The 21,317-nt window shown below is 56.5% G+C and carries 24 protein-coding genes; 11 read left to right on the plus strand and 13 right to left on the minus strand.

Annotation, left to right across the window (positions count from 1 at the left end; genetic code table 11):
* Positions 1-120: 120 nt before the first annotated feature.
* From cmoB to ABYV26_RS00470, 3 genes are all read right to left on the minus strand, one after another.
* Positions 121-1,098 carry a tRNA 5-methoxyuridine(34)/uridine 5-oxyacetic acid(34) synthase CmoB gene (gene cmoB / locus ABYV26_RS00460; RefSeq protein WP_372677095.1) on the minus strand — a complete coding sequence of 326 codons (978 nt, stop codon included), beginning with the start codon at positions 1,096-1,098 and terminating at the stop codon, positions 121-123.
* Positions 1,095-1,820 (minus strand): carboxy-S-adenosyl-L-methionine synthase CmoA, encoded by a 726-nt coding sequence (gene cmoA / locus ABYV26_RS00465; RefSeq protein ID WP_372677097.1) that lies wholly within the window; start codon positions 1,818-1,820, stop codon positions 1,095-1,097. The genes cmoB and cmoA overlap by 4 nt, the downstream gene beginning before the upstream one ends.
* A gap of 158 nt (positions 1,821-1,978) precedes the next feature.
* Positions 1,979-3,298, minus strand: coding sequence for a uracil-xanthine permease family protein (locus ABYV26_RS00470; RefSeq protein WP_372677099.1), 1,320 nt, complete (start codon positions 3,296-3,298; stop codon positions 1,979-1,981).
* A 225-nt stretch (positions 3,299-3,523) separates the two neighbouring features.
* On the opposite strand from ABYV26_RS00470, the gene ABYV26_RS00475 reads away from it, so the two are divergent.
* On the plus strand, positions 3,524-4,123 hold the full coding sequence (locus tag ABYV26_RS00475; RefSeq protein ID WP_372677101.1) for a transglycosylase SLT domain-containing protein: 600 nt from the start codon (positions 3,524-3,526) through the stop codon (positions 4,121-4,123).
* An 11-nt stretch (positions 4,124-4,134) separates the two neighbouring features.
* On the opposite strand, the gene ABYV26_RS00480 is transcribed toward ABYV26_RS00475, so the two are convergent.
* From ABYV26_RS00480 to ABYV26_RS00495, 4 genes are all read right to left on the minus strand, one after another.
* Positions 4,135-4,320, minus strand: a complete 186-nt coding sequence (locus ABYV26_RS00480) for a DUF2065 domain-containing protein (RefSeq protein ID WP_372677103.1) — start codon at positions 4,318-4,320, stop codon at positions 4,135-4,137.
* A gap of 76 nt (positions 4,321-4,396) precedes the next feature.
* The gene (locus ABYV26_RS00485; RefSeq protein ID WP_372677105.1) at positions 4,397-4,840 is read right to left on the minus strand and encodes a LuxR C-terminal-related transcriptional regulator; all 444 of its coding nucleotides are present in this window, start codon (positions 4,838-4,840) and stop codon (positions 4,397-4,399) included.
* 157 nt (positions 4,841-4,997) lie between these two features.
* Positions 4,998-5,237, minus strand: coding sequence for a sensor histidine kinase (locus tag ABYV26_RS00490; RefSeq protein WP_372677107.1), 240 nt, complete (start codon positions 5,235-5,237; stop codon positions 4,998-5,000).
* A complete protein-coding gene (locus ABYV26_RS00495; protein ID WP_372677109.1) occupies positions 5,231-5,488 on the minus strand; it encodes a cache domain-containing protein in 258 nt (85 codons plus the stop codon). Before ABYV26_RS00495 ends, ABYV26_RS00490 begins: the two co-directional genes overlap by 7 nt.
* 350 nt (positions 5,489-5,838) lie before the next feature.
* Between ABYV26_RS00495 and ABYV26_RS00500 the strand changes: the two genes are divergently transcribed.
* Both ABYV26_RS00500 and recQ read left to right on the plus strand, forming a co-directional pair.
* Positions 5,839-7,020 carry a phospholipase A gene (locus ABYV26_RS00500; RefSeq protein ID WP_372677111.1) on the plus strand — a complete coding sequence of 394 codons (1,182 nt, stop codon included), beginning with the start codon at positions 5,839-5,841 and terminating at the stop codon, positions 7,018-7,020.
* A gap of 155 nt (positions 7,021-7,175) precedes the next feature.
* The gene (gene recQ, locus ABYV26_RS00505; RefSeq protein ID WP_372677113.1) at positions 7,176-9,086 is read left to right on the plus strand and encodes a DNA helicase RecQ; all 1,911 of its coding nucleotides are present in this window, start codon (positions 7,176-7,178) and stop codon (positions 9,084-9,086) included.
* Between the two features lie 137 nt (positions 9,087-9,223).
* On the opposite strand, the gene tatA is transcribed toward recQ, so the two are convergent.
* Positions 9,224-9,406, minus strand: a complete 183-nt coding sequence (tatA, locus tag ABYV26_RS00510; protein ID WP_372677115.1) for a twin-arginine translocase TatA/TatE family subunit — start codon at positions 9,404-9,406, stop codon at positions 9,224-9,226.
* A gap of 78 nt (positions 9,407-9,484) precedes the next feature.
* Positions 9,485-9,883 carry a hypothetical protein gene (locus tag ABYV26_RS00515; protein WP_372677116.1) on the minus strand — a complete coding sequence of 133 codons (399 nt, stop codon included), beginning with the start codon at positions 9,881-9,883 and terminating at the stop codon, positions 9,485-9,487.
* A 194-nt stretch (positions 9,884-10,077) separates the two neighbouring features.
* Between ABYV26_RS00515 and ABYV26_RS00520 the strand changes: the two genes are divergently transcribed.
* From ABYV26_RS00520 to ABYV26_RS00530, 3 genes are all read left to right on the plus strand, one after another.
* Positions 10,078-11,157 (plus strand): hypothetical protein, encoded by a 1,080-nt coding sequence (locus ABYV26_RS00520; RefSeq protein WP_372677118.1) that lies wholly within the window; start codon positions 10,078-10,080, stop codon positions 11,155-11,157.
* Between the two features lie 128 nt (positions 11,158-11,285).
* A complete protein-coding gene (locus ABYV26_RS00525) occupies positions 11,286-12,140 on the plus strand; it encodes an AAA family ATPase (protein WP_372677120.1) in 855 nt (284 codons plus the stop codon).
* Positions 12,141-12,142: 2 nt separating this feature from the next.
* Positions 12,143-13,333 carry a VWA domain-containing protein gene (locus ABYV26_RS00530; RefSeq protein WP_372677122.1) on the plus strand — a complete coding sequence of 397 codons (1,191 nt, stop codon included), beginning with the start codon at positions 12,143-12,145 and terminating at the stop codon, positions 13,331-13,333.
* Between the two features lie 71 nt (positions 13,334-13,404).
* Here the strand turns inward: ABYV26_RS00530 and ABYV26_RS00535 are convergent, their stop codons facing one another.
* Positions 13,405-14,193, minus strand: coding sequence for a TatD family hydrolase (locus tag ABYV26_RS00535; protein ID WP_372677124.1), 789 nt, complete (start codon positions 14,191-14,193; stop codon positions 13,405-13,407).
* Positions 14,194-14,397: 204 nt separating this feature from the next.
* On the opposite strand from ABYV26_RS00535, the gene ABYV26_RS00540 reads away from it, so the two are divergent.
* The 3 genes from ABYV26_RS00540 (at position 14,398) to ABYV26_RS00550 (ending at position 17,736) form a co-directional block, all read left to right on the plus strand.
* Positions 14,398-15,234, plus strand: coding sequence for a sulfide/dihydroorotate dehydrogenase-like FAD/NAD-binding protein (locus ABYV26_RS00540; protein WP_372677126.1), 837 nt, complete (start codon positions 14,398-14,400; stop codon positions 15,232-15,234).
* 108 nt (positions 15,235-15,342) lie between these two features.
* Positions 15,343-16,755, plus strand: coding sequence for an NADPH-dependent glutamate synthase (gene gltA / locus ABYV26_RS00545; protein ID WP_372677128.1), 1,413 nt, complete (start codon positions 15,343-15,345; stop codon positions 16,753-16,755).
* A 90-nt stretch (positions 16,756-16,845) separates the two neighbouring features.
* Complete coding sequence (locus ABYV26_RS00550; protein WP_372677130.1) at positions 16,846-17,736, plus strand: phosphatase PAP2 family protein; 891 nt, start codon at positions 16,846-16,848, stop codon at positions 17,734-17,736.
* Between the two features lie 133 nt (positions 17,737-17,869).
* On the opposite strand, the gene ABYV26_RS00555 is transcribed toward ABYV26_RS00550, so the two are convergent.
* Positions 17,870-18,196 (minus strand): hypothetical protein, encoded by a 327-nt coding sequence (locus tag ABYV26_RS00555; RefSeq protein ID WP_372677132.1) that lies wholly within the window; start codon positions 18,194-18,196, stop codon positions 17,870-17,872.
* 318 nt (positions 18,197-18,514) lie between these two features.
* On the opposite strand from ABYV26_RS00555, the gene ABYV26_RS00560 reads away from it, so the two are divergent.
* Together ABYV26_RS00560 and ABYV26_RS00565 are read left to right on the plus strand one after the other, a co-directional pair.
* Positions 18,515-19,192: a zinc ribbon domain-containing protein gene (locus ABYV26_RS00560; RefSeq protein ID WP_372677134.1), complete on the plus strand. Its 678-nt coding sequence runs from the start codon at positions 18,515-18,517 to the stop codon at positions 19,190-19,192.
* Between the two features lie 149 nt (positions 19,193-19,341).
* Positions 19,342-19,902: a hypothetical protein gene (locus tag ABYV26_RS00565; RefSeq protein WP_372677136.1), complete on the plus strand. Its 561-nt coding sequence runs from the start codon at positions 19,342-19,344 to the stop codon at positions 19,900-19,902.
* A 172-nt stretch (positions 19,903-20,074) separates the two neighbouring features.
* Here ABYV26_RS00565 and ABYV26_RS00570 read toward each other — a convergent pair whose 3' ends face one another.
* A complete protein-coding gene (locus ABYV26_RS00570) occupies positions 20,075-20,614 on the minus strand; it encodes a type I restriction enzyme HsdR N-terminal domain-containing protein (protein ID WP_372677138.1) in 540 nt (179 codons plus the stop codon).
* A gap of 63 nt (positions 20,615-20,677) precedes the next feature.
* Positions 20,678-21,317: DMT family transporter (locus tag ABYV26_RS00575; RefSeq protein ID WP_372677140.1), on the minus strand; the 640-nt coding region annotated here is incomplete at its 5' end.

A 21,317-nucleotide genomic window follows, 5' to 3' on the forward strand; every position in this document is an offset into this window, starting at 1 on the left:
TGACCAACCGCCGAACCGATCCGCGAACCGAAGCTAATGGAAATGATTCGACTTGCTTATATGTCATAGACCGTTATCGGACAACCGCCGATGAAACATGAGGGAAAAATGATACGGCCGTTATCGGTGTCTTGAAGTGGCCAGAATCATGGCACGGACCGGCCCCGGGTAGCCTTCCACGGTCTTTTCCGGATCGTCGGGATCCAGAAAGTCCGCCAGGCTCTCCGAGTCGATCCAGTCGGTTTTGCGCTGTTCCTTGGCGGTGGTCCTGGATACGTCCACGCATCGGATAGCGTCGAATCCGGACCGCGTCAGCCAATGGGTCAGGCAGGCCACGGTCGGGATGAAGAAGATGTTGTTCATTTTAGCATAGCGCTTTTGCGGAAACAGCGCCATCTCACCATCCCCTTCCAGGACCAGGGTTTCCAACACCAACTGCCCGCCTGGCACCATCATCCCATGAATCTGAAGCAGGGTGTCCAGGGGAGACCGCCGGTGATACAAGATGCCCATGCACATCACCATATCGAAACAGCGGTGCATCGACGGCATTTCTTCCAATTTTAAAGGCAGACAGTGAATCTGGGAAAAGGCCAGGAAGCGGGAAAGGGCCAGAAACTGAAAATAATAATTCAGGTAAGGCTCGATTCCCACAATGACGGACGGCTGTCTGGCGGCTAACCTGAACATGTAGTAGCCGCAGTTGGAACCGATGTCCAGGACCCGCTTTCCGGACAGCGAACCCAGGTGCTCGGCCAGTCGGTTCCATTTGATGGAACTGTCCCATTCGCTGTCTACGTGAATGCCGAAAATCTCGAAGGGGCCCTTTCGCCAGGGTTTCAATTCACCCAGTGCAGCATCGAGAGATGCCATTTGATTGGGGGCAAGATCATCGGCGGTGCCGATGCGGATGCGGGCCTGGTTCACATCGGTTGAAGACGGTCGAACGTCGGGCAGGCGGTCAAGTGCACCCAGCAGCGCAACCCCCTTTTTATCGCAGCCATGGATGCCACGTATTCGCCCGTTGACCGTCGCTGCCAGTTCAGGCAGGTACGGTCCGAGGACCGGATCCCGGGCAAGGTCATCCAGCCGATTCATTTGATGCAGATCCAAGAGCAGAAGTTGAACCATTTCAGCCAGACGTTAATGCGTGAGAAACCGCAGCGGCGCAGACGCTCATGGTGCGTTTCCACCGTTTCCGGAACCAGCACGTTTTCGAGGGCTTCGCGCTTCTGGCTGATTTCCAGCTCGGAATAGCCGTTTTCCCGCTTGAACCGATAGAAAAAGTCGACCTGCAGATCCGACAGCGCCTGATTCGGGTGCATCGTCTTTTCCGAGAAAAGCAGTATCCCGCCAGGCACCAGTGCCTCGTAGATCTTCTGTGTCAGGGCATCCCTGTCCTCCGGTGGAATGAACTGCAAGGTAAAGTTAACCACCACCACGCCGGCCTGCTCTATTTTCACCCGGCGAATATCTCCGCATATTGGCGTGATACTCGTAGACCGGCCGGCGTCAACGATGCGCCTTTTACATACGTCCAGCATGGGCGGGGAACTGTCTACGGCGACCATCTCGAATGCACCGGCAGGCAGGTGTGCGCAAAGGGCGACGGCCAGGTTTCCGGTAGAGCACCCCAGGTCATACACCCGCGTGCCGGGGCGGAGGAACCGTTGCACCAGTTGGGCCTGACGGCGGATGATTTCGCTATACATGGGTACTGATCGGTGGATCATGTCGTCGAACACATCGGCCACTTCCGCGTCAAATTCAAAGGGCGGCACCGGGGTTCTCGGTGCGCGGTAGATTGTGTCTTTGCCCATGGTTTCTCTCCGCTCGTGCAAGCATGCCTGCATACAGCGACTGGATGGTTATCCGGCAGAAAACCGCCTGCGGCCAGGATCCCCATTGCCATAGAAACGCCCCTGCCGGGTCAATTCGAAAGGGGCGCTGGGTGGACATCATCAAAATCAATGACGGCTCAGTTAGGCTGTTTACCCGGCAGTATCAGGTTGAGTAGGACCCCCAAAATTCCGGAAAGGCCAATGCCCCCCAGGGTGAATTTGCCAAAAGGAAGCACCATGCCACCGATGCCGCAGACCAAGATCAGGGCAACGATCGCCAGGTTGCGGGGTTCCGTGAGGTCCTCTCCTGCCTTCACCAGTGTGTTTAGCCCCACGACGGTAATGGCGCCGAAAAGCAGCAGCATAATTCCGCCCATCACCGGCACCGGAATGGTCTGGAGTAGGGCGCCCATCTTGCCGATAAACGCCAGGGCGATGGCGAAAATGGCGGCCCAGGTCATGATGCCGGGATTGAACATCCGGGTGAGGGTCACCGCACCGGTCACCTCGCTGTAGGTGGTGTTGGGCGGCCCCCCTAAAAAAGAGGCAACAGAGGTGGCGATGCCGTCGCCCATCATGGTGCGGTGAATGCCCGGCGCCTTGACGAAATCCTTTCCGGTGACACTGCCGATGGCCAGGATGTCCCCGAAATGTTCGATGGCTGGGGCGATGGCGACCGGTACGATGAAAACGATGGCCTGAAGATTCCATTCGGGTAGGACGAAATCAGGTACGGCAAACCAGGGTGCGTCTGCCAGCGGTTTGAAGCTGACCAGAAGGGGGCCGGTAAAGTTTTCCAGGGCGCCGGCATCGAAACCGGCCTGAATCGAACCGGAAACACCGATAAAGTCGAGAATCAGCGCTGCCGCGTAGCCGGCTCCGACACCGACGAGAATCGGTATCAGACGAAACCAGCCTTTCCCCAATAGCGAGGTGAGAATGGTCACCAGAAGGGACACTCCGGCTACGATCATGGCCGTGCTCTGGGGCACCAGCCATGCCGAACCATCGCCGGTGCGGCCCATGGCCATGTGAACGGCCACCGGTGCCAGAACGAGCCCGATGACCATGATCACCGGGCCCACCACCACCGGCGGCAGCAGTTTGTGCAGAAAACCGGCACCGAAGGCTTTGATGCACAAGCTCAGCACGACGTAAAGCAGTCCGGCAGCCGCCAGGCCGCACATGGTGCCAGGAATGCCCCAGGTGTTTACCCCATAGATGATCGGCGCGATAAACGCAAAAGAGGATGCCAGGAAAATAGGCACCATGCGCTTGGTGATGAACTGGAATATAAGGGTTCCCGCGCCGGCGGTGAACAGGGCGACGTTGGGATTCAAGCCAGTGAGCAGGGGAACCAGCACCAGGGCGCCGAAGGCGACAAACAGCATCTGGGCGCCCACCAGGCTGTGTTTCAGGCTGAATTCGTAATCGGTGGCGGACGGTTGCGCGGACATAACACCTCCTATGGGAAATTGGGATAGCGTGGGGAATACGAGAAAGTTGAACCGGTCTATATGCGGAAACCAAAGTTGTGTCAAGCTTCGTGCCGTCGCCGCAACCGCACCCTTTTTTCTTGCCATGAAGAAGAAAAAACTTTACAAATCGACATGTTGTGCCGATACCATCGGAAATGAAACCAGGATGAAGGTCGTTGCATTACCTTTGATGGCAGAAAACGCATGCGCACGTCGATTCTAAACAATCCGATCTGGAGACCCGGTACCTGGATCGCCGTCTTTCTAATGGTGTTGCTGGCGCTGCCTGCTGCGGCCGATATCTACATGTACATCGACAGCCAAGGGGTCATGCATTTCACCAATGCTCCCACCTCCAGCGACTATCGCATTTACATCAAGGAGCGCCCCAAACGCCAGGGAATCCAGATGGACGCCGATCGGTTCGACCGATATATTGACGAAGCCGCCGGTCTTCACGGGGTGGACTTTCCATTGCTCAAGGCGGTGATTCGCGCCGAATCGGCTTTCGACCCCAAGGCGGTATCCAAAAAGGGAGCGCTGGGGCTTATGCAGATCATGCCGGCGAACCTGGAGGCCTTCAGTGTTTATGACCCGTTCGATCCCTGGCAGAACATCATGGGCGGCGCTCGCTACCTGAAGGCTTTGATTCAGCGGTTTGACGGACAGGTGCCGCTGGCCCTGGCCGCATACAATGCCGGTCCCCGGGCTGTGGATACGCACCGCGGCATCCCGCCCATTGCGGAAACGGAGGCGTATGTTAAAAAGGTGATGAAATTCTTTTACTTGTACAAGAATGGATAAATGGACACTATCTATCGCCGCCCCATATAAACCAACACCAACCCAGCCACCATCATCACCAATCCGAACCGGCGAAGGGATCCAGGAGCCATTTCCATTATTTTGGCCATCCAACCCTTCATCAGATCCGGTGCCGCAAAATAGGGAACGCCTTCGATGATCATCACCATGCCTATCACGCAGAGAAAATAATCCATGATCGTCCGATTTTTCGAATGTTGGCGGGAATGCCGGGACACCGACCGGGTGACAACGGCGGTGTTGGCTGAAGGATCAACGTGACGGCGCTCCGTTTGGATTTTTACCGGTCTTCTCCCGGTGAACGGCATGGCGCACCAGTTCGTTGGCGTGCTTCAGGTTTAACGTCTCTTTGATCCATTCGCGGTAGGTTCCGATGGGCTTGATGCTCAGGTGGAGCGTGGAGGCGATTTCGCGGGTGGAGAAACCCTTCCCGATCATGCAGAACACCTCCAACTCCCGATCCGTCAGCCGCTCCATGGGGGATCGGCCGCCTCCGGTATTACCGTCGGCCAGATTGAAAAGGATTTGATCCTTGACTTGGTCGTTGAGATCGACTTTTCCTGCAAGCACTTGGCGGATCGCGATGACCACCGACTCCATGGCCTCCTGTTTCATGATATATCCCCGTGTGCCGGCGTGAATGGCGCGTTCGGCGCAGAGAAACTGGTCGTGCATGGAAAGGACTAAGACAGGCATGTTTTTGTTGACTCGGTCATGGGTTGGTCGGGGGCGCTGAAACGCGATAGCAAGCGCAATCCCCGCCGCTTACGGCGGAGCTGGCGAGTGAACTGGAAATCGCTTATTTTTTCCTTCCGATGAATCCTTCCAGCGGTAAGCCGCGGGGAGGATTCAATTACCGCTTAAGGGAAACCTGCACCGCGGTTCCGCCGCCTTCGGAGGTCCGGATGTCCAGCGCAACGTGGATCATATTGGCACGAAACCCCATGTTACGCAAGCCCATGCCGTCGGTTTCCGGACCTGGCGGAATGCCCCGCCCGTCGTCGTCAACGGACAACTTCATACGTTCTCTATCACCGTCCAGCGTGATGGTAACCGCTGTTGCTTTCCCATGGCGAACTGCATTGTTCACCATTCCTGAACGATGTGAAACAGGTGGATGATCACCTTGCCCTTGTTGTCGGTGACGAATGCATAGCCGCTCTGGTTGAACTTCAGGGATAGCACGCTGTCCTTGTCATTCTCGATGTTCGCCAGTGTACAGAACGCCTTGCGATAGGAGGGTACGGCAATGATCCAGTCCCTGGGTTCGAAATAGGCCATATACATGGGTTTGGGGCGGGCGTCGGCTTCTCCGGGGTTTTTCCAGCCGCATCCGTCTGACAAATTCGCAGCGATTGATGTCCTGGGTGATCCGTTCGGCCTCCGGATGGACCACGATAACCCCGCCGTTGGAGGCGCAGGCATTGTAGCCCGTGGTGCGATGCGCTGGCTCAACAACAAGGACTCGGTCATCTTTCATCCCCGTGATAAAGATCGACTGCCAGCCTGCACAAAACCGTGAAAAACCTCTCCCGGTATGCTAAGAATACATCTCGATCGACCGCTGCCATGTTTCGGCACCCCCATGCCGGCGGTGCGGGCCCATTAACCATCGGTCAGCACAGGTGGCAGATAACCTGCCGGCCCTGGCATTCCAGGTCAATGGTGGTAATCTCATTCTTAAGGAGACGACGATGAAAATACCAGTGCAATGGGCAGTTGTGCTGACACTGCTGATGACCACCATGGCCTGGTCAGCCGATCTGGAGATGGTGCTGACACCGCCTCGAGAACCGGCCCAGGGTGCGGATACGGTGATGCTGGATCTATATCTGCACAACAACACACCCGTCGCCATCACCCGCGAACTGCCGCCAACAGTGACCTGCCGAATAGACACCGGTCAATCAACGGTCTTTGTCGATGCCGATCTGGTGGGGAGTGAGGTGGATTCCCATGTAGAAATCCCCGGACGGGGATTTGCCAAACGGCAATACGCCATACTTCTGCCGGTCTACGCCATGGGTTCAGTCCGGATCATGCTGGAGACGATCGATACGAATCCACTCATCATCTCGGTGGAGAAAGCCCCCCCGGAAGCGTGGGTCGGCCAGCAAGTGCCCCTGGATGAGGGGCCCACCATGCTCCAGTCTTTTCTGGATGACCTGTCCGTCTATGAACCCATGTATTTTTTGCTGGGTGTGGATCCGGGTTTGGACCAAAGCAAATTCCAGTTCAGCTTCAAATACCGGCTATTCAACCCCAAGGGTTATCTGGCGGAGATAGCTCCCTGGGTGACCGGATTTCATCTCGGATATACCCAGCGGTCTATCTGGGACCTGAAAGGCGATTCCAAGCCATTTGACGACACCAGCTACATGCCGGAAGCTTTCTATCTGCTGCCAACGCTCGATCTGAACCTGGCGCGCATCTCCGCTTTCGGCATCCAAGGTGGCTTTCAGCATGAATCCAACGGCAGGGCCGGTAGCGCCTCCCGCAGCACCAACTACCTATATATCAAGCCCATCATGGGCCTTCACCTGGCCGGCCCCTACCATATGAAAATCGCACCTAAGGTATTTACCTATGTGGAAAACGAAAATGAAAACAATGCTGACCTGTCGGACTATCGGGGGTATGTCGATCTGGAAGTGGGCATCATGAATCCGGAGGGGCTGGCTCTGAATTCCCACCTATGGTGGGCCAGAAAAGGGGCATCGGTGCAGTTGGACCTGACCTATCCCATGGCGCGGCTGCTGGGGAAAAGCCTGAATTTCTACTTGCAGGCCCAATATTTCAGCGGATATGCTGAGACCCTGATTCGTTATGACGAGCGAAGTGACGCCTTCCGGGTAGGTTTTGCCATCGTTCGTTAGCCCGGAATCTATATGAAAGCAAGAATATCTGCTGCCCCAAAGGCCGATCTGCCTTTTCTCTCAGTCGGGATGGCGCCAGTGCTGAAAATGTCGAGGTTCATTGCCCGTCCTGCGGTCATGCAAACCCGTTGGCCCTTTCAATCCAGAAGGACGAATTGCCGCCTGAATGGGGCTTCGGTGAAGAGGGGGAGCTGGAACCGATGGTAGAAGACAGGAAAGATAACCCCTCGAGCCGATCCCTCGCGCCAGGCGACGCCAATCCCGAATCCATCCTCAAGCGGGTCTTCGGTTTTCCATCCTTTCGGGACAACCAGAAAGCGATCGTCGACACCCTGCTTCGCGGCCGTGATGTTTTCGCCCTCATGCCTACCGGCAGCGGCAAGTCCCTCTGCTTTCAGATTCCAGCCATCATCCGGTCTGGTGTCGGTGTGGTGATTTCTCCGCTGATCGCCTTGATGCAGGACCAGGTGACAGACTTACGCCAATATGGGATCCGGGCGCATTTTCTCAATTCCAGCCTTGCCGCGGAGGAGGCCCTGCGGGTGGAAGCAATCGCCGTCCGCGGCGATTGCGACTTGCTCTATGTGGCTCCGGAGCGGCTACTCACCGATCGGTTCCAGCGTCTGCTGACCAACATGAACCTGTCCCTGTTCGCCATCGATGAGGCGCATTGCGTCTCCCACTGGGGACACGATTTTCGGCCGGAGTACCTGCAGATCGCCGACGTCACCCGGCGTTTTCCGGGTGTGCCGCGAATCGCCCTGACCGCCACGGCTGATCCGGCCACCCGACGGGAGATCGTAAGCAAACTCCACCTGGCCGATGCTGCCCGGTTTGTGGCTAGTTTCGACCGTCCCAACATCTTCTACCGTGTCCAGATCAAGCAGAACGACAAACAGCAGCTGCTTGCCGTGCTGCGGGAGCGGCATGACGGGCATGCGGGAATCGTATATGTGCGCACCCGCAAGCGGGCTGATGCCACTGCCCGCTGGCTCAAAGAGAAAGGGTTTTCAGCCTTGCCTTACCATGCCGGGTTGGATGCCGATGTCCGCCGCCGGAATCAGCGGCGGTTTTTAATGCAAGACGGATTGGTGATGGTGGCCACCGTCGCCTTTGGTATGGGCATCGACAAGCCGGACATACGTGTCGTGGTTCACTTGGATCTGCCGTCGAGTATGGAGGCCTACTACCAGGAGACGGGTCGCGCCGGTCGTGACGGGCAACCGGCCGAGGCCTGGCTGTTTTACTCGATGTCCGATGTGGTGGCCATGCGCAACCTGCAGGACCTGTCCAACGCAAACGAGGCATTTAAATCGGTTCAGCAGCGCAAGCTGGGGGCTTTTCTGGGCTTCTGCGAAAGCCCCGAATGCCGGCGAAAAGGGCTTTTGGGCTATTTCGGCGAAACATACGCTCCCCCGTGCGATGGCTGCGACAATTGCACCGAGCCGGTTGACACATGGGACGGCACCGTCGCCGCCCAGAAGGCCCTGTCTTGCGTCTACCGCACCGGCCAGCGTTTCGGCGCGGTCTATCTTATCGATGTGCTGACAGGCAACGCCACCGCACGCATGCAGCGATTCGGTCATCATCGCATTAAAACCTTCGGTATGGGCCAGGAACTGGCACCGAAGCAGTGGCACTCGGTATTTCGTCAGCTGCTGGCAGCGGGCTGTCTGGACACGGACCTGGCCGCCAGAAGCGGGTTTCGCCTGAACGAAAACAGCTGGAAAATTTTAAAGAACGAGGCACCGGTTGTCTTCCGCAGGGATCCGAAACCGATCAAAGCGGCAACCTACCGAAACAACGAAAGCGCGGCGGATGTCGCGGTCAGCGAATCCGTGCCGCCGGCACTCTGGGAACAGTTGAGGCGGCTTCGGCTGGAACTCTCCAGGGAATTGAGCGTCCCTCCCTACGTGATATTCCATGACAAGACTCTCATGGAGATGGCGGCCCGCCGCCCCGTCGCCCGGGAGGACCTGCTGGATATTTCAGGCATCGGTCAGAGCAAGCTGGAACGCTACGGGGATCAGTTTATTGCGGTTTTCAAGCGTTGGCGCAGTCAATAAACACGCTATCGAATCCATGTTTTATGCTCAATCCGATTTTCCTCCCCTCGCTTTAAAAGAAAAGCCGGTCCTGCGAGGGGATCGGACATCCGCAGGAACGGCTTGAATGGCGTACCAGTCCTCTCAAAAGTCAACGGCTACGCTTTTTTATCGTCTTCCAGTTTTTCCGGCGGCTCATTTTCTGCTTCCTTGGAGGCATTTTTAAAATTACGGATGGCCTTTCCCATGCCGCCTCCGATTTCCGGCAGTTTGCCCACTCCAAAGATGATAAGAATGATGACCAGGATAATGATTAATTCCGGCATTCCGATTCCAAACATAGGTTCCTCCTGTGGTAAACCGCATTAAAGCGCAACGCTCCCGGTCCGGCCTGCCGTTGCGTTGGGGGATGTGCCCAATCAGGTCTGATTCGGTTTCAATTCGTCGAGCAGTCGCTCAAATTCTTTTGACTTCAAGTAGCTGTCAACGGCGCCCTGGTGCTCGATCCAGGAGGACCACACATTCATCCAGGCATCGTTGTGCCAATAAAAGTCCTCGTTTTTCTTGCCTTTGAGTGTTTCGATATACTCGACGTACTCTTCCGAACAGCTGTCGCAAAAATTATAGGGGACCCTGTATCCCGGTACTGCCGGATTGGTTCCCGTCGTCATCTGGACACCGCACTTTTCGCATTTGGCAACGCAGTGTGTACATCGGAAAATTTTTCTGACGGCCAACAGCTTTCTTTTTCTGATGATGGCGTCTTGTTTTTTTTGGGTGCACTTAAGTTTTTCGTCAAGGGAGATAATGTTTCCCATGGCTTGCCCACCGTAACCGCGTGAAGTGTTTGATGTAAGGCCAGACAATATCATTGTGTCCCATGGGTGTCAATCCGACCCGTGTGAAAATGCCCGTTGAGGATTCCAAAGGGAGATATTCACCGCATCCTTGTTTAACCGCCGGCGCCATGGTAAAAAGCGGCCTATCCCCAAGTCAGCGAAAGGAACCGCCGATGCTTCAGACGTTCACCCCCGACTGCCTGCCGCTGCTGATTGGCAGTTTTCCCATGAACGACCACCTGGCGGCTTCCCGCCTGATCATGAATTACACGCCGGCCATTCCACTTTGGGTGCAGCTGCCGATTTTCCCGGAAGAGGGTATGCTGATGCAATTTCTGCCGGGAATGCCGGGTGTGGTCAGCCAGGGCGGTAAATTCTTCATCGACGCCGCCGCCGGATCCTTCGACGACGACCTGCTTTTATTTTTCGAAGACTACATGGCAACCCAAGAGGATCCAGACCGGCTGCCCGCTTCCCGTTTTGCGCTGACTGAGACCACCGGAAAGGGTATGGCGGCCTTGCTGGCCGCACTGAGCCGGTTGGCGTCTCAACCCGCCGCGGTCAAAGGGCAGGTGACCGGCCCTGTTACCTTCTGTACCGGGGTTAGGGACCAGGACGGCCGGGCAATTTTCTACAATGAAACCTTGCGCGAGGCGGCGGTCAAGCACCTGGCCCTCAACGCCCGCTGGCAGGTCCGCACCCTCTCCGGGAAGGGATGCCCGGTAATCATCTTTATCGATGAGCCGGCCCTGGCCGGTTTTGGGTCGTCCGAACTGATCAGCATTTCCAAGGAAGAGATTCTCGGTTGCCTCAGGGAGGTGGTTGAGGCCATCCACACCGATGGCGGACTGGCCGGTATCCACGTGTGCGCCAATACGGACTGGTCTCTGGTGCTGGAATCCGGTGCGGATATCGTCAATTTTGACGCCTACGCCTATTTCGACCGATTTGTTCTCTACGGCCCCCAAATCCGCAAGTTTCTGGAATCCGGACGGTTTCTCGCCTGGGGCATCGTTCCCACGTTGAAACCCGAGGAGATTGAGCGGGAGACCGTCGACTCGCTCTATGCCGCGATGACGCGACGATTTTGTCAGATTGAAGCCCTGGGCATCGCTCCAGCGACCTTGCGTGCGCTATCTTTCATCACCCCCAGTTGCGGTCTCGGCTCCCTGACCCTTGACCAGGCTAATCGGGTTCTGGTATTGACCCGGGATCTGTCGGCAACCGTTCGCGAAACGTTCTATAGACTTTAAGATAATGTTTTTGGGTGCGTAATTGGTCGGCGGCGCATTGCAATACAGCCTTCTCCCTCTGGCCTTCCCAAAAACATTATCTTGAAGCCTATAATTCAGTTTACCATTTATTCTTGAGAGAGGTGTTCATGACCGCACTACCATCAGATGCGTCATTTGCCGGGGCGACACGCTACGTGCTGGATGAAGAACTGGCCCAAATCGTCAATATTTCCATGTCCTTGGAAATGCCCCTGCTGCTCAAGGGAGAGCCCGGCACTGGCAAAACCATGCTGGCCCACGCCATCGCTGAGAGCCTCAACATGCCGCTGATTGTGCTCAACGTCAAATCCAGCATGAAGCTGGTGGAGGCGTTGTACCAGTATGATACGCTCACCCGGCTCAACGACAGCCGGTTCGGCGACAGTCGACGGGATGTGAGCAACATCGAAGAGTATATCAAAATGGGAAAAATCGGTCAGGCGTTCGTGGCCGACCAACGCACGGTGCTGCTTATCGATGAAATCGATAAAGCGGACACCGACTTTCAGGACGACATGTTGGATGTCCTGGACCAGATGGAATTCGACATCATCGAGATCGACAAAACCATGTCGGCCCGGCACCGTCCGGTAATCATCATCACCTCCAATGCCAAAAAAGACCTCTCCGATCCATTTCTGGGCCGCTGCAACTTCCACCACATCGCCTTTCCGGATCCCAAGATGATGCGCAAGATCATCGGTGTGCATTTTCCCGACATCCATGATGATCTGGTGGACAATGCCATCGCCGCCTTTTACCACATGCGGGAGTTGGAAGCTGTGGAAAAACGGCCGGCCACCCGGGAGCTGATCAACTGGATCCGCGCCTTGAACGCCGATCCCGATTTCAAACCCAAACGGCTGGCCAAGGGCGACGTGCCCTTTCTCGGTGTGTTGTTCAAAAAAAGCGGCGATTACGAACGGGCCAGCGCCTTTGTCAACCGCCGAAAGATGTTCTGATTATGTTTCTCGCTTTTTTTTACAAGCTGAAGGAGATGGGCGTGCCGGTCAGTCCCACGGCATTTTTAACCCTGCACCGGGCTCTGGCCAACCACCTCATTTCCTCACTGGACGAATTCTATACCGCTTCACGGACCATCCTGGTCAAAAGCGAGCGTTACTTCGACCTTTTCGACCAGGTGTTCGCCCACCATTTTCAGGGAACCGAGCTGCCCGACGCGGAGGGGCTGGCGATCGACGAAATGGCCCGCGCCCTGCTGGAGCAGTGGCTCAAGGATCCCAAGGCCATGGCCGATGCCCTGGGCATGGATGAAGACCAGCTCAACCGCATGACCCCGGAAGAGCTGATTGCCTACTTCAAAGAACGCCTCAAGGACCAGGATGGACGCCACGACGGGGGCAGCAAGTGGATTGGCACCGGTGGCACCTCGCCGGTGGGGCACTCCGGCATTCACCCCGGGGGTATGCGCGTGGGGGGGGTGTCGCGCAACAAATCGGCCGTCAAGGTGGCCCTGGAGCGTCGCTATAAAGACTACTCCCTGTCCGGCCCCTTGACCCAGGCCATGGTGGGCGAAGCGTTGAAGCGGCTGCGCAACATGGTACCCGCCGGCCCCCGTGATGAGTTGAACATCCATGAAAGCATCTACCGGACCATGAAAAACGGCGGAGAGATCGAGATCGCTTTCGACCGCCGCATGAAGGACCGGCTTAAGGTGATCCTGGCGATCGACAACGGCGGGTGGTCCATGGACCCCTATGTGTCCGTTGTGCAGACGCTGTTCGACTATGCCCGTGCCCAGTTCAAGGAGGTCAAGACCTTTTTCTTTCACAACACCATCTACGACACCGTCTGGCAGGATGCGGCCCGCTACCGCAAACCCGTCCGGATGGCCGAACTCTCTCGCATGGACCCGGAAACCCGGCTCATCGTGGTGGGCGACGCCAGCATGGCACCCTACGAACTGATGTCCCGGGATGGATCCATTTACGTCCAGGACCGCACTGGCCAACCCAGCATCGAGTGCCTGCGCATGCTCGTGCAAACCTTTCCCCACAGCGTATGGCTCAACCCGGTATCCGCCGCCATGTGGAATTACACCCGCACCGTTATGATGATTCGCCAGATTTTTCCCATGTTCGAACTGTCCATCGACGGTCTGGAGAAGGCCGTGCAACACCTAATGGCTGCATAATAGGGACGGTTCATAGGTTCACGGTTCAATGAAAACAAACCCAGAAGGGTGAACGCTGAACCGGTGAACATTCACAATGACGGATCGATGCGAAAGAGCCTGCAGGTGTTGTCCCAGATTCGTTCCGCCAGCGCTGCCGGATCTTCCTTGCGAACCTCGGCGACTTTTAACAGAATCTCGCGAACGAATGCAGGTTCGTTGCGCCGAAATTTGTTGCGTTGGGGGGTGGGCGTTAGATAGGGTGCATCGGTCTCGATCAATAGCCGATCCGCCGGAATGGACGGAATGATCTGCCTCAAGGGCTCTCCCCGTTTGCTGACAGTGACGATTCCCGTGATTCCAATATAAAACCCCATGTTAAGGTACCGGTCCAGCTCCGACACTGTCCCGCTAAAGCAGTGGACTACCGCGGGTCGACCGGTGCCGGTGGTGGCCTCGAGAATCTCCAGCAGACGCCCCTGGCTGTCCCGCTCGTGGAAAATCAACGGCAGATCCAGTGTTTCGGCTATCTCCAGCTGGCGGATCAGCCACCGTTCCTGGTCCTTTCTGGGGGAATACATGCGGTTGAAATCCAGGCCAATTTCCCCCCAGGCCACCACTTTTGGGCCGGACGCCAGGAGGCTCAGATGGGCGAGGGTCTCTTCGGTGCAGGCGCGGGCGTCGTGGGGATGAACCCCCACCGATGCAAAAATGCCCGCATGCCTGTTAGCCAGCCGTAAAGCCCGGTCCGAGGTGCGCTTGTCAATGCCGACAACCAGCATCCGGTGGACGTCCGCTTCCGCGGCACGATGCAGCACCGCCTCGAAATCCGGTTCGAACGATCGATCATCCAGGTGGCAGTGGCTGTCAAATATTTTCATAGTCTATCGTCGGCCAATCAATTATTATAATGAAAATAAAAGGTTAATAAGAACCGAGCCAATTCGGGTAAATATCGACATGCTTGTGTTTTGAGCTTGATTTCAAAACCCGGGAATGTATATTAGCCAAGTTCAGTTGATTAATAAAGGATATGTTTTGCGGCAAGGCGGCTGCAACGACAACGAAAAAACTGGAGGACGCGCATGTTCAAGATCGTAAAACGGGAAGAGATGGCCGAAGGGACCGTAATTTTAAATGAAATCGAGGCACCGCTGATTGCCAAGAAGGCAAAGCCCGGGCAATTCGTGATCCTGAAGGCCAATGAGGACGGGGAGCGGATCCCGTTGACCATGGCTGACACGGATCCGGACAAAGGCACCCTTACGATCATATACATGGTCGTGGGAAAATCGACGGCCTTGTTCAAGACCCTCGAGGTCGGCGATGCCTTCCAGGACGTCATCGGCCCGTTGGGCAAGCCCACCCATCTGGAAAAACTGGGTAAAGTGGTCTGTGTGGGCGGTGGCACCGGTGTGGCCGTACTTCATCCCATCACCCGCGCCCTGAAACAGATCGGCAACGAGGTCACCTGCATCATCGGTGCGCGGACAAAAGACCTGCTGATTCTCGAATCACAGATGAAGGCGGCATCCAACGACCTGCGGGTCTGCACCGATGACGGTACCTACGGGCATCACGGGTTTGTCACCGATGTCCTTAAAGAAGTGCTGGAAGCCGGAGACGTCAAGCTGGTGGTGGGCATCGGGCCGGTGCCCATGATGCGGGCCGTGGCCAACCTCACCCGGCCATACGAGGTCAAAACCCTGGTGAGCCTGAATCCCATCATGATCGACGGTACCGGCATGTGTGGGGGATGCCGGGTATCCGTTGGCGATGAAACCAAATTTGCTTGTGTGGACGGCCCGGAATTCGATGGACACCAGGTTAATTTTGATGAATTGATGCTGCGGCTGCAGGCGTATTGTGAAGACGAAAGAGCTTGTTATGAAGATTACTGCACCCTTCGGGATGCGACCTGATCGACGATCTGAAAAAAACCAGTTAAGGTCATGCTTTGAAAATCAAGGCTGGGCTGAAAGGCCTGCCAACAGCACAGCGCTCGGCAATTGTTGAGGCGGAGGAGATCCATGAAGGAAAAAGCGGTAAAAAAAGAAAAGGCATCCCGCGTGGCGATGCCCGAACAAAAACCGGAAATCAGAAAACGGAATTTCGAGGAAGTACCCACCGGCTACACCGTCGTCATGGCCCAGGAAGAGGCCGCCCGATGCCTGCAGTGCAAAAAGCCCGGGTGTGTGGACGGCTGTCCGGTAAGCGTGGACATTCCCGGCTTTATCAACTTGATCAGCCAAGGTGACTTTACCGGTGCCATTCGGCACGTCTGGACCAAAAACGCGCTGCCCGCCGTGTGCGGCCGGGTCTGCCCTCAGGAGATCCAGTGTGAGGGCAAGTGCATCGTGGGCAAACGGGGAGAACCCGTGGCCATCGGCAACCTCGAGCGCTTCGTGGCTGACTGGGAGCGGGAAAACGGTACGGGCGCCCTGCCTCCCCAAGCAGCCTCCACCGGCAAAAAAGTGGCCGTGGTGGGCTCCGGTCCCTCCGGCCTCACGGTGGCCGGCGACCTGATTCAAAAAGGGTACGATGTCACCGTGTTGGAGGCCTTTCACAAGCCCGGCGGCGTGCTGGTCTACGGTATTCCCGAATTCCGTCTGCCCAAGGCCATTGTGGCCCAGGAAATCAACTTCCTGGAGCGTCAGGGGGTCAACCTTGAAGTGAACGCCGTGGTCGGTCGCACTGTCAGCCTGGACGAGCTGTTTGAAGAAGGTTACGAAGCCGTTTATTTAGGTGTGGGGGCGGGTCTGCCGCGGTTCATGAACCTACCCGGCGAGAACCTGATCGGCATCCTGTCCGCCAACGAATACCTCACCCGGGCCAATCTCATGAAAGCCTACCGCTATCCGGATGTGGACACCCCGATTCCCAGGGGGAAAAATGTTGTGGTCCTGGGTGCCGGCAACGTGGCCATGGACTCTGCCCGGACCGCCATGCGCCTGGGAGCGGACAGCGTCAAGATCGTCTACCGCCGATCCCGGGATGAAATGCCGGCCAGGGCCGCCGAGATCCACCATGCCGAGGAGGAGGGCATCGAATTCTTCCTGCTGACCAACCCCACTCAGTTCAAGGGTGACGATAAGGGCCGGCTCACCGGCATGACGTGCCTGAAAATGGAGCTTGGCGAACCCGACGACTCCGGGCGCCGCCGTCCCATCGCCATCAAAGGCTCGGAGTTTCACATGGACACCGACCTAGTCATCGTGGCGGTGGGCTCCGGGGCCAACCCCCTGCTGACCCAATCCACCCCGGACATGCAGTTGAACAAGTGGGGCTACATCGTTGCCGACCCGGAAACCGGCAAAACCACCAAAAAGGGTGTCTGGGCCGGTGGGGACATCGTGACCGGCGCCGCTACGGTGATCTTGGCCATGGGTGCCGGCCGCAAGGCGGCCGATTCCATTCATCATTACCTGACCTGGGGATGGTAGCCGATTGATCAACGCGCGATATCAAAGCCGGCCGGGGAGAAACTTCCCGACCGGCTTTCTTTTGGGACGCCTTGAACCAGGCTGGACAAAATGATGGCGCTTTTATTCGACACATCGCTGATTGTGTGGCTACAGCAGTTCAGCCCGACACTCGATCTGCCCTTTATTCTCATCACCGCTTTGGGCAACGAGTCGTTTTTTCTGCTGTTCCTACCTCTCGTTTACTGGTGCATCCATAGGCGTATCGGGGCCGGGCTGGCCATCCTTTTTCTGACTTCTGCCTCGGTAAACGCCATTGCCAAAGCGTTGTTCGGCATGCCCCGACCCTTTTGGGTGGATCCGTCGGTGATGCAACTGGCAGCGGCCGGTGGCAATGGATTTCCCAGTGGCCACACCCAAGGAGCCGTGGTGGTCTGGAGCTACCTGGCCGTCCGATTCCAGAAAACCTGGCTGTCGTGGCTGGCCGCCGCATTGATCCTTTTCATCCCTCTTTCACGGCTCTACCTCGGCGTCCATTTCCCGGTGGACCTGGCCGGGGGATATTTGATCGGCGGTATGCTTTTAATTGCCGATTTATTATTGGAGCGCCCGGTTGCTGAGAAGATGGAAACGCTTTCACCCTTGAGATCGATTCCCGTTATGTTTGCAGCCACTGTTGTGGGCGCTTTTTTTGTGAAAGACCAGGACCCATATGTGATCAGTACCGTTGCCGCTTTGATGGGAACCAGCCTGGGTGTGGTTTTAGAGCGCCGGTGGATCGGGTTTCAAATCAATCCCGTTCTGGCGAAACGGTTAGCGTGCTACCTGACAGGTATCGGCGGCCTGTCAATAATTTATTTCGGGTTGAAGGTCGGTGGTGCCGGGATAGAACCGACATGGCTGTTTCGATATGTCCGCTATGGTCTGGTGGGATTGTGGATCGCTGCCGGTGCACCGCTGCTGTTTCATCGGTTCATTAAACTGCATAAGCCGATGCTATGATATGAACCGCGGTAACGCCTGCATTCCCCGTTTCCTTCCGGAGCGAAGCAGCGGTCCCGCTCACCGGGGGCCGCGGGGAACGGTCAATCGGCTTTCGTGAGCGCGGGTGTTGGCTGAGCGTGTGCTGTTTCGCTCAGGTGAAAAGATCAATCGCTTTCTGAATTGCGTGATTGGAAATTGAGAGGTTGGTTTGGGATAACTGCTTGGCGGCCTGCTGAGCCACCCGGGCAGCGTCTTCTTCGGAAAGGTCGGCCTTTTCGGCCCCCCGGCCGGGTGCCTGAGCGGGGGGCAGTTCGCCAACGGCCTTTTTAGATGCATTAGACAAGCTGATCCGGTAATCCGGGCTTTGTTCGGACTGCGCTGCCTGCCGGCCCGGCGCGTCTTCTTTTTCACGCTTGACGTCACTGATTTTTGTCGCGGTTTTCAGCTCCTGGACCTGATCGGTTGTATTGATTTCCATGATGCCTCTCCTTTTTATTCATGCCCGATGGTAACTCCTTTGCTTATCCTTCGGGCGGATCCCGCTGGTTGACGAGCAGTTGCCGGCACAGCCGGATGGTTTGCAAACGTATCGAATTTTATATCGGCACCTGGTGGGTGGAACTTTAGTCTTATTTTAATTTTTTTCCGGCGCAGGCGTCCGATGGTTTTCGGCCGGACAGATCAGGACTGCCTTCAGCTCAGTTGACAATACCCAACCACGCCTTAAATTAATCGCTAATGTTTATCGCCTGGCGTTTATGAATCACTATTCACCTTGCATGATGGAGGGCTGTTAATGGCTTTTGAAACCAAAGAAGAAGTTTTCGAGAAGATAATGGGTATGGTCCGGCCTGCCTGCCCCCATTGCAATGCGCAGATGAGCATCTGGGAGGTGCCGTCCATCAACGTCGGCGACGGTTTGGGCTGGGGGACACCCTACCTGTTCATGTGCTTCAATGACGAGTGCCCTTTGTACACCCAGGGCTGGGGCGACATGATGGAAAACTACGCCCATCACGCGTCTTACCGCTGCATGAACTATCCCGGTACGGAGCAATTCGAGCTGATGCCGGTATTCAGCCCGGTTGGGGCAACCGGCCAGGTGATCGATGATCAGGTGCTTGCCGAAGAAGAGGTCCTGAAACAAAACATCAAAAAAGGTTTCTCGATTCTTGCAGACTGTTACGTGAACCAGGACGGGGTGTCGATTCTGAGGCTGCTCATGGATTCGGCTGAACCGGTGCGGGTTCGTCTCAAGGCCGCCGAAATGATAGGGGATATTGGTGAGTTGGAGGCCATCGAACCTATCCGCAACCTTAAATTCGGCAACCAGCGCCTGCAGGAGCAGGTGGATGCCACCGTGAAAAAGATCCACGAACGATTCTACACCCGCGAATGTCCTTTTTGCGCGGAAATCATCAAAAAGCGCGCCAAGGTCTGCAAACATTGCGGTAAAGAAGTGGCTGGCCATTAGAACCCAGGCCTGCTGAACGCCATCCGATGCGCCGTTCCCGATGCCTTTCAGGCAGATGGTGCGGCGCCTTGCCTTTCCTTGTTGGTCCCGCTACAATCACGCTTCCAGTCCTTGGCTTGTCTGAACCTATTTCCCAACTGGGAGGCATGGTGGAAAACGACCATCATCTGGCACCAATGCTGTCCGCCATCGAACGGGTTAAAGCAGATCTTACGGAATATCACCCCAAAGCCCTGCTGTTGTTCGGCTCACTGGCCAGACATCTGGCCGGTGACCCCGGCGACCATCTTCCCAACGACGTGGACCTGCTGGTGGTCACCAACAATACCCCATTTATGGTCATGAGCAAGGATTACGGGTGTGCGACAGAGTTGCACAGCTTCCCGGTGGCTCGGATCGTGGGCATTGCCAAGAGCCTGCGGTACGACAGCCGACCGGTTCTCCTTTCCAAGCTTTACAGCCGGGTGCTGGCCAAAGCCCACGCCATCGACGTGATCGCCGCCGCGATGATGCTGGGTCCGGCTTACGGTGATGTCGGCATCGAACAGATCGAGGTCAATGGCATTCTCGACACCCGGGATTATTCGATCCATCGGGTCCTGACGGGAGGCGGGTGGTGGGAACGGCTTTGTCGCTATGCGGCCGAACGGCGCGGACCGCTGATGCGGTTTACCGATAAGATGGTGCGCAATTATGACTTTGAAGAATGACGGATCCGTAAAAAATCCGATATCTTCGTTACGCTTCATCCCTCGTCATTGCGGAGTAGGGTAAGTACACCTTCATTCCTCGGGATTCGCAAGCCTTGATCTCGGCCTTTTTACGGATCCGTCTAAAATCCGACTATTTACGGGTCCATCAAGAATGAACCGTGAACGCATCTCAGCTGCCCCGGCTGCGTCTATTGACATTCATGGAATCATAGGATCGAAATACCAACCGCTCCCGGGCCAGGTGGTCGGGCGCTAACAGGGGCAGCGGGTCTGTCCGGGATAGGATCACCGCCTCGTCTCTGCTGGGAATGGCGGCAAGTCCATCCCCTGTTTTCCTGCCGGTCGCTGCATCCAGAACCGTAGCGGCAGTCCCGTCGGACACCACCGCCAGCGGCAACGGCGGCGTGCTGAAAAGCCTCGCCGCCGAAAGGATTTCGCGCTCTCTTGATCCCAGTGCGCCGGCCGCGCATTTGACGGCCATTATCGGTCTGTTCTCGATTTGAATGATCAGGTCCACTGCCGACCGATACACGTCCCCGTCGATCTCCACATCGATCGGGGCATCCACGATCACATCTTCACGCCGATAGCCTTTGACGTCGATCAGATATCGTTCCACCTGCTGACGGTTAGCCTCGGCCCCCACATGGGTCACCGGTTCCCCGGTAATAAAATCAACGATGATGTCCGGATTGGTATCTTCTTTCACGAGTCGCTCCAAAAGTAATGGTTGGTTACCGCTGTTGGTGCATTTCACAATCCCATACCATTGTCAAACCACCGCCCGCCGAACCATGGCCAGCAGGGTGGTCATCAGAATCACAGCGCCTCCGGCAAGGGTGTAGACCGACGGTATTTCTTGCAGCAGAAAATAGGCCAAGACAATTCCATATACGGGCTCGAGACAGGCGATCACGGATGCCAGTTGGGCGCGGACAACAGTCAACCCGCGAATAAACAGGGCGTGGGACAGGGCCGTGCAGACCACACCCAACAGGGCCAGCATGCCCAAGTGACCGGCATCGATGTGCAGATTTGCCCATGCCGTCAACGGCAGCAGCAGCAGGGTCACACCGGCATTCTGGTAGAAGGCGATGACGACCGGTGGGTATTGCCTTACCCATTTGCGGTTCAACAGAGAGAGGACGGCAAATGTGAATCCGGAGACGGTCCCCCAACAGACACCGGAAAATACATCTCCGCCGAAAGACGACGGGTAGACCATGATGCACAATCCCAACACGACCAGAAGGGCTGTGGCCATATCCATCGGGCGGCGTTTTTCCTTAAACCACCACGGCTCGAAGCAGGTGATGAACACCGGGAAGGTGGAAAAGGCCAGCAGGCCCACGGCCACGCTGGAAACCTGGATGGCATGAAAAAAGGTGATCCAATGAACCGCCAGGATCAAC

Origin of the sequence: Desulfosarcina sp., assembly GCF_041551955.1 — a bacterium.
Lineage (GTDB): Bacteria > Desulfobacterota > Desulfobacteria > Desulfobacterales > Desulfosarcinaceae > Desulfosarcina.

Excerpts from the sequence above, each read along its gene's own strand:
- cmoB (WP_372677095.1), bottom strand. The coding sequence starts at position 1,098 with ATGAATCGGCTGGATGACCTTGCCCGGGATCCGGTCCTCGGACCGTAC.
- ABYV26_RS00485 (WP_372677105.1), bottom strand. The coding sequence starts at position 4,840 with ATGCCTGTCTTAGTCCTTTCCATGCACGACCAGTTTCTCTGCGCCGAA.
- ABYV26_RS00550 (WP_372677130.1), top strand. The coding sequence starts at position 16,846 with ATGATGGCGCTTTTATTCGACACATCGCTGATTGTGTGGCTACAGCAG.
- ABYV26_RS00535 (WP_372677124.1), bottom strand. The coding sequence starts at position 14,193 with ATGAAAATATTTGACAGCCACTGCCACCTGGATGATCGATCGTTCGAA.
- ABYV26_RS00490 (WP_372677107.1), bottom strand. The coding sequence starts at position 5,237 with ATGGTGAACAATGCAGTTCGCCATGGGAAAGCAACAGCGGTTACCATC.
- ABYV26_RS00475 (WP_372677101.1), top strand. The coding sequence starts at position 3,524 with ATGCGCACGTCGATTCTAAACAATCCGATCTGGAGACCCGGTACCTGG.
- ABYV26_RS00555 (WP_372677132.1), bottom strand. The coding sequence starts at position 18,196 with ATGGAAATCAATACAACCGATCAGGTCCAGGAGCTGAAAACCGCGACA.
- ABYV26_RS00530 (WP_372677122.1), top strand. The coding sequence starts at position 12,143 with ATGTTTCTCGCTTTTTTTTACAAGCTGAAGGAGATGGGCGTGCCGGTC.
- ABYV26_RS00470 (WP_372677099.1), bottom strand. The coding sequence starts at position 3,298 with ATGTCCGCGCAACCGTCCGCCACCGATTACGAATTCAGCCTGAAACAC.
- ABYV26_RS00520 (WP_372677118.1), top strand. The coding sequence starts at position 10,078 with ATGCTTCAGACGTTCACCCCCGACTGCCTGCCGCTGCTGATTGGCAGT.
- tatA (WP_372677115.1), bottom strand. The coding sequence starts at position 9,406 with ATGTTTGGAATCGGAATGCCGGAATTAATCATTATCCTGGTCATCATT.
- ABYV26_RS00480 (WP_372677103.1), bottom strand. The coding sequence starts at position 4,320 with ATGGATTATTTTCTCTGCGTGATAGGCATGGTGATGATCATCGAAGGC.
- ABYV26_RS00500 (WP_372677111.1), top strand. The coding sequence starts at position 5,839 with ATGAAAATACCAGTGCAATGGGCAGTTGTGCTGACACTGCTGATGACC.
- gltA (WP_372677128.1), top strand. The coding sequence starts at position 15,343 with ATGAAGGAAAAAGCGGTAAAAAAAGAAAAGGCATCCCGCGTGGCGATG.
- ABYV26_RS00560 (WP_372677134.1), top strand. The coding sequence starts at position 18,515 with ATGGCTTTTGAAACCAAAGAAGAAGTTTTCGAGAAGATAATGGGTATG.
- ABYV26_RS00515 (WP_372677116.1), bottom strand. The coding sequence starts at position 9,883 with ATGGGAAACATTATCTCCCTTGACGAAAAACTTAAGTGCACCCAAAAA.
- cmoA (WP_372677097.1), bottom strand. The coding sequence starts at position 1,820 with ATGGGCAAAGACACAATCTACCGCGCACCGAGAACCCCGGTGCCGCCC.
- ABYV26_RS00525 (WP_372677120.1), top strand. The coding sequence starts at position 11,286 with ATGACCGCACTACCATCAGATGCGTCATTTGCCGGGGCGACACGCTAC.
- ABYV26_RS00540 (WP_372677126.1), top strand. The coding sequence starts at position 14,398 with ATGTTCAAGATCGTAAAACGGGAAGAGATGGCCGAAGGGACCGTAATT.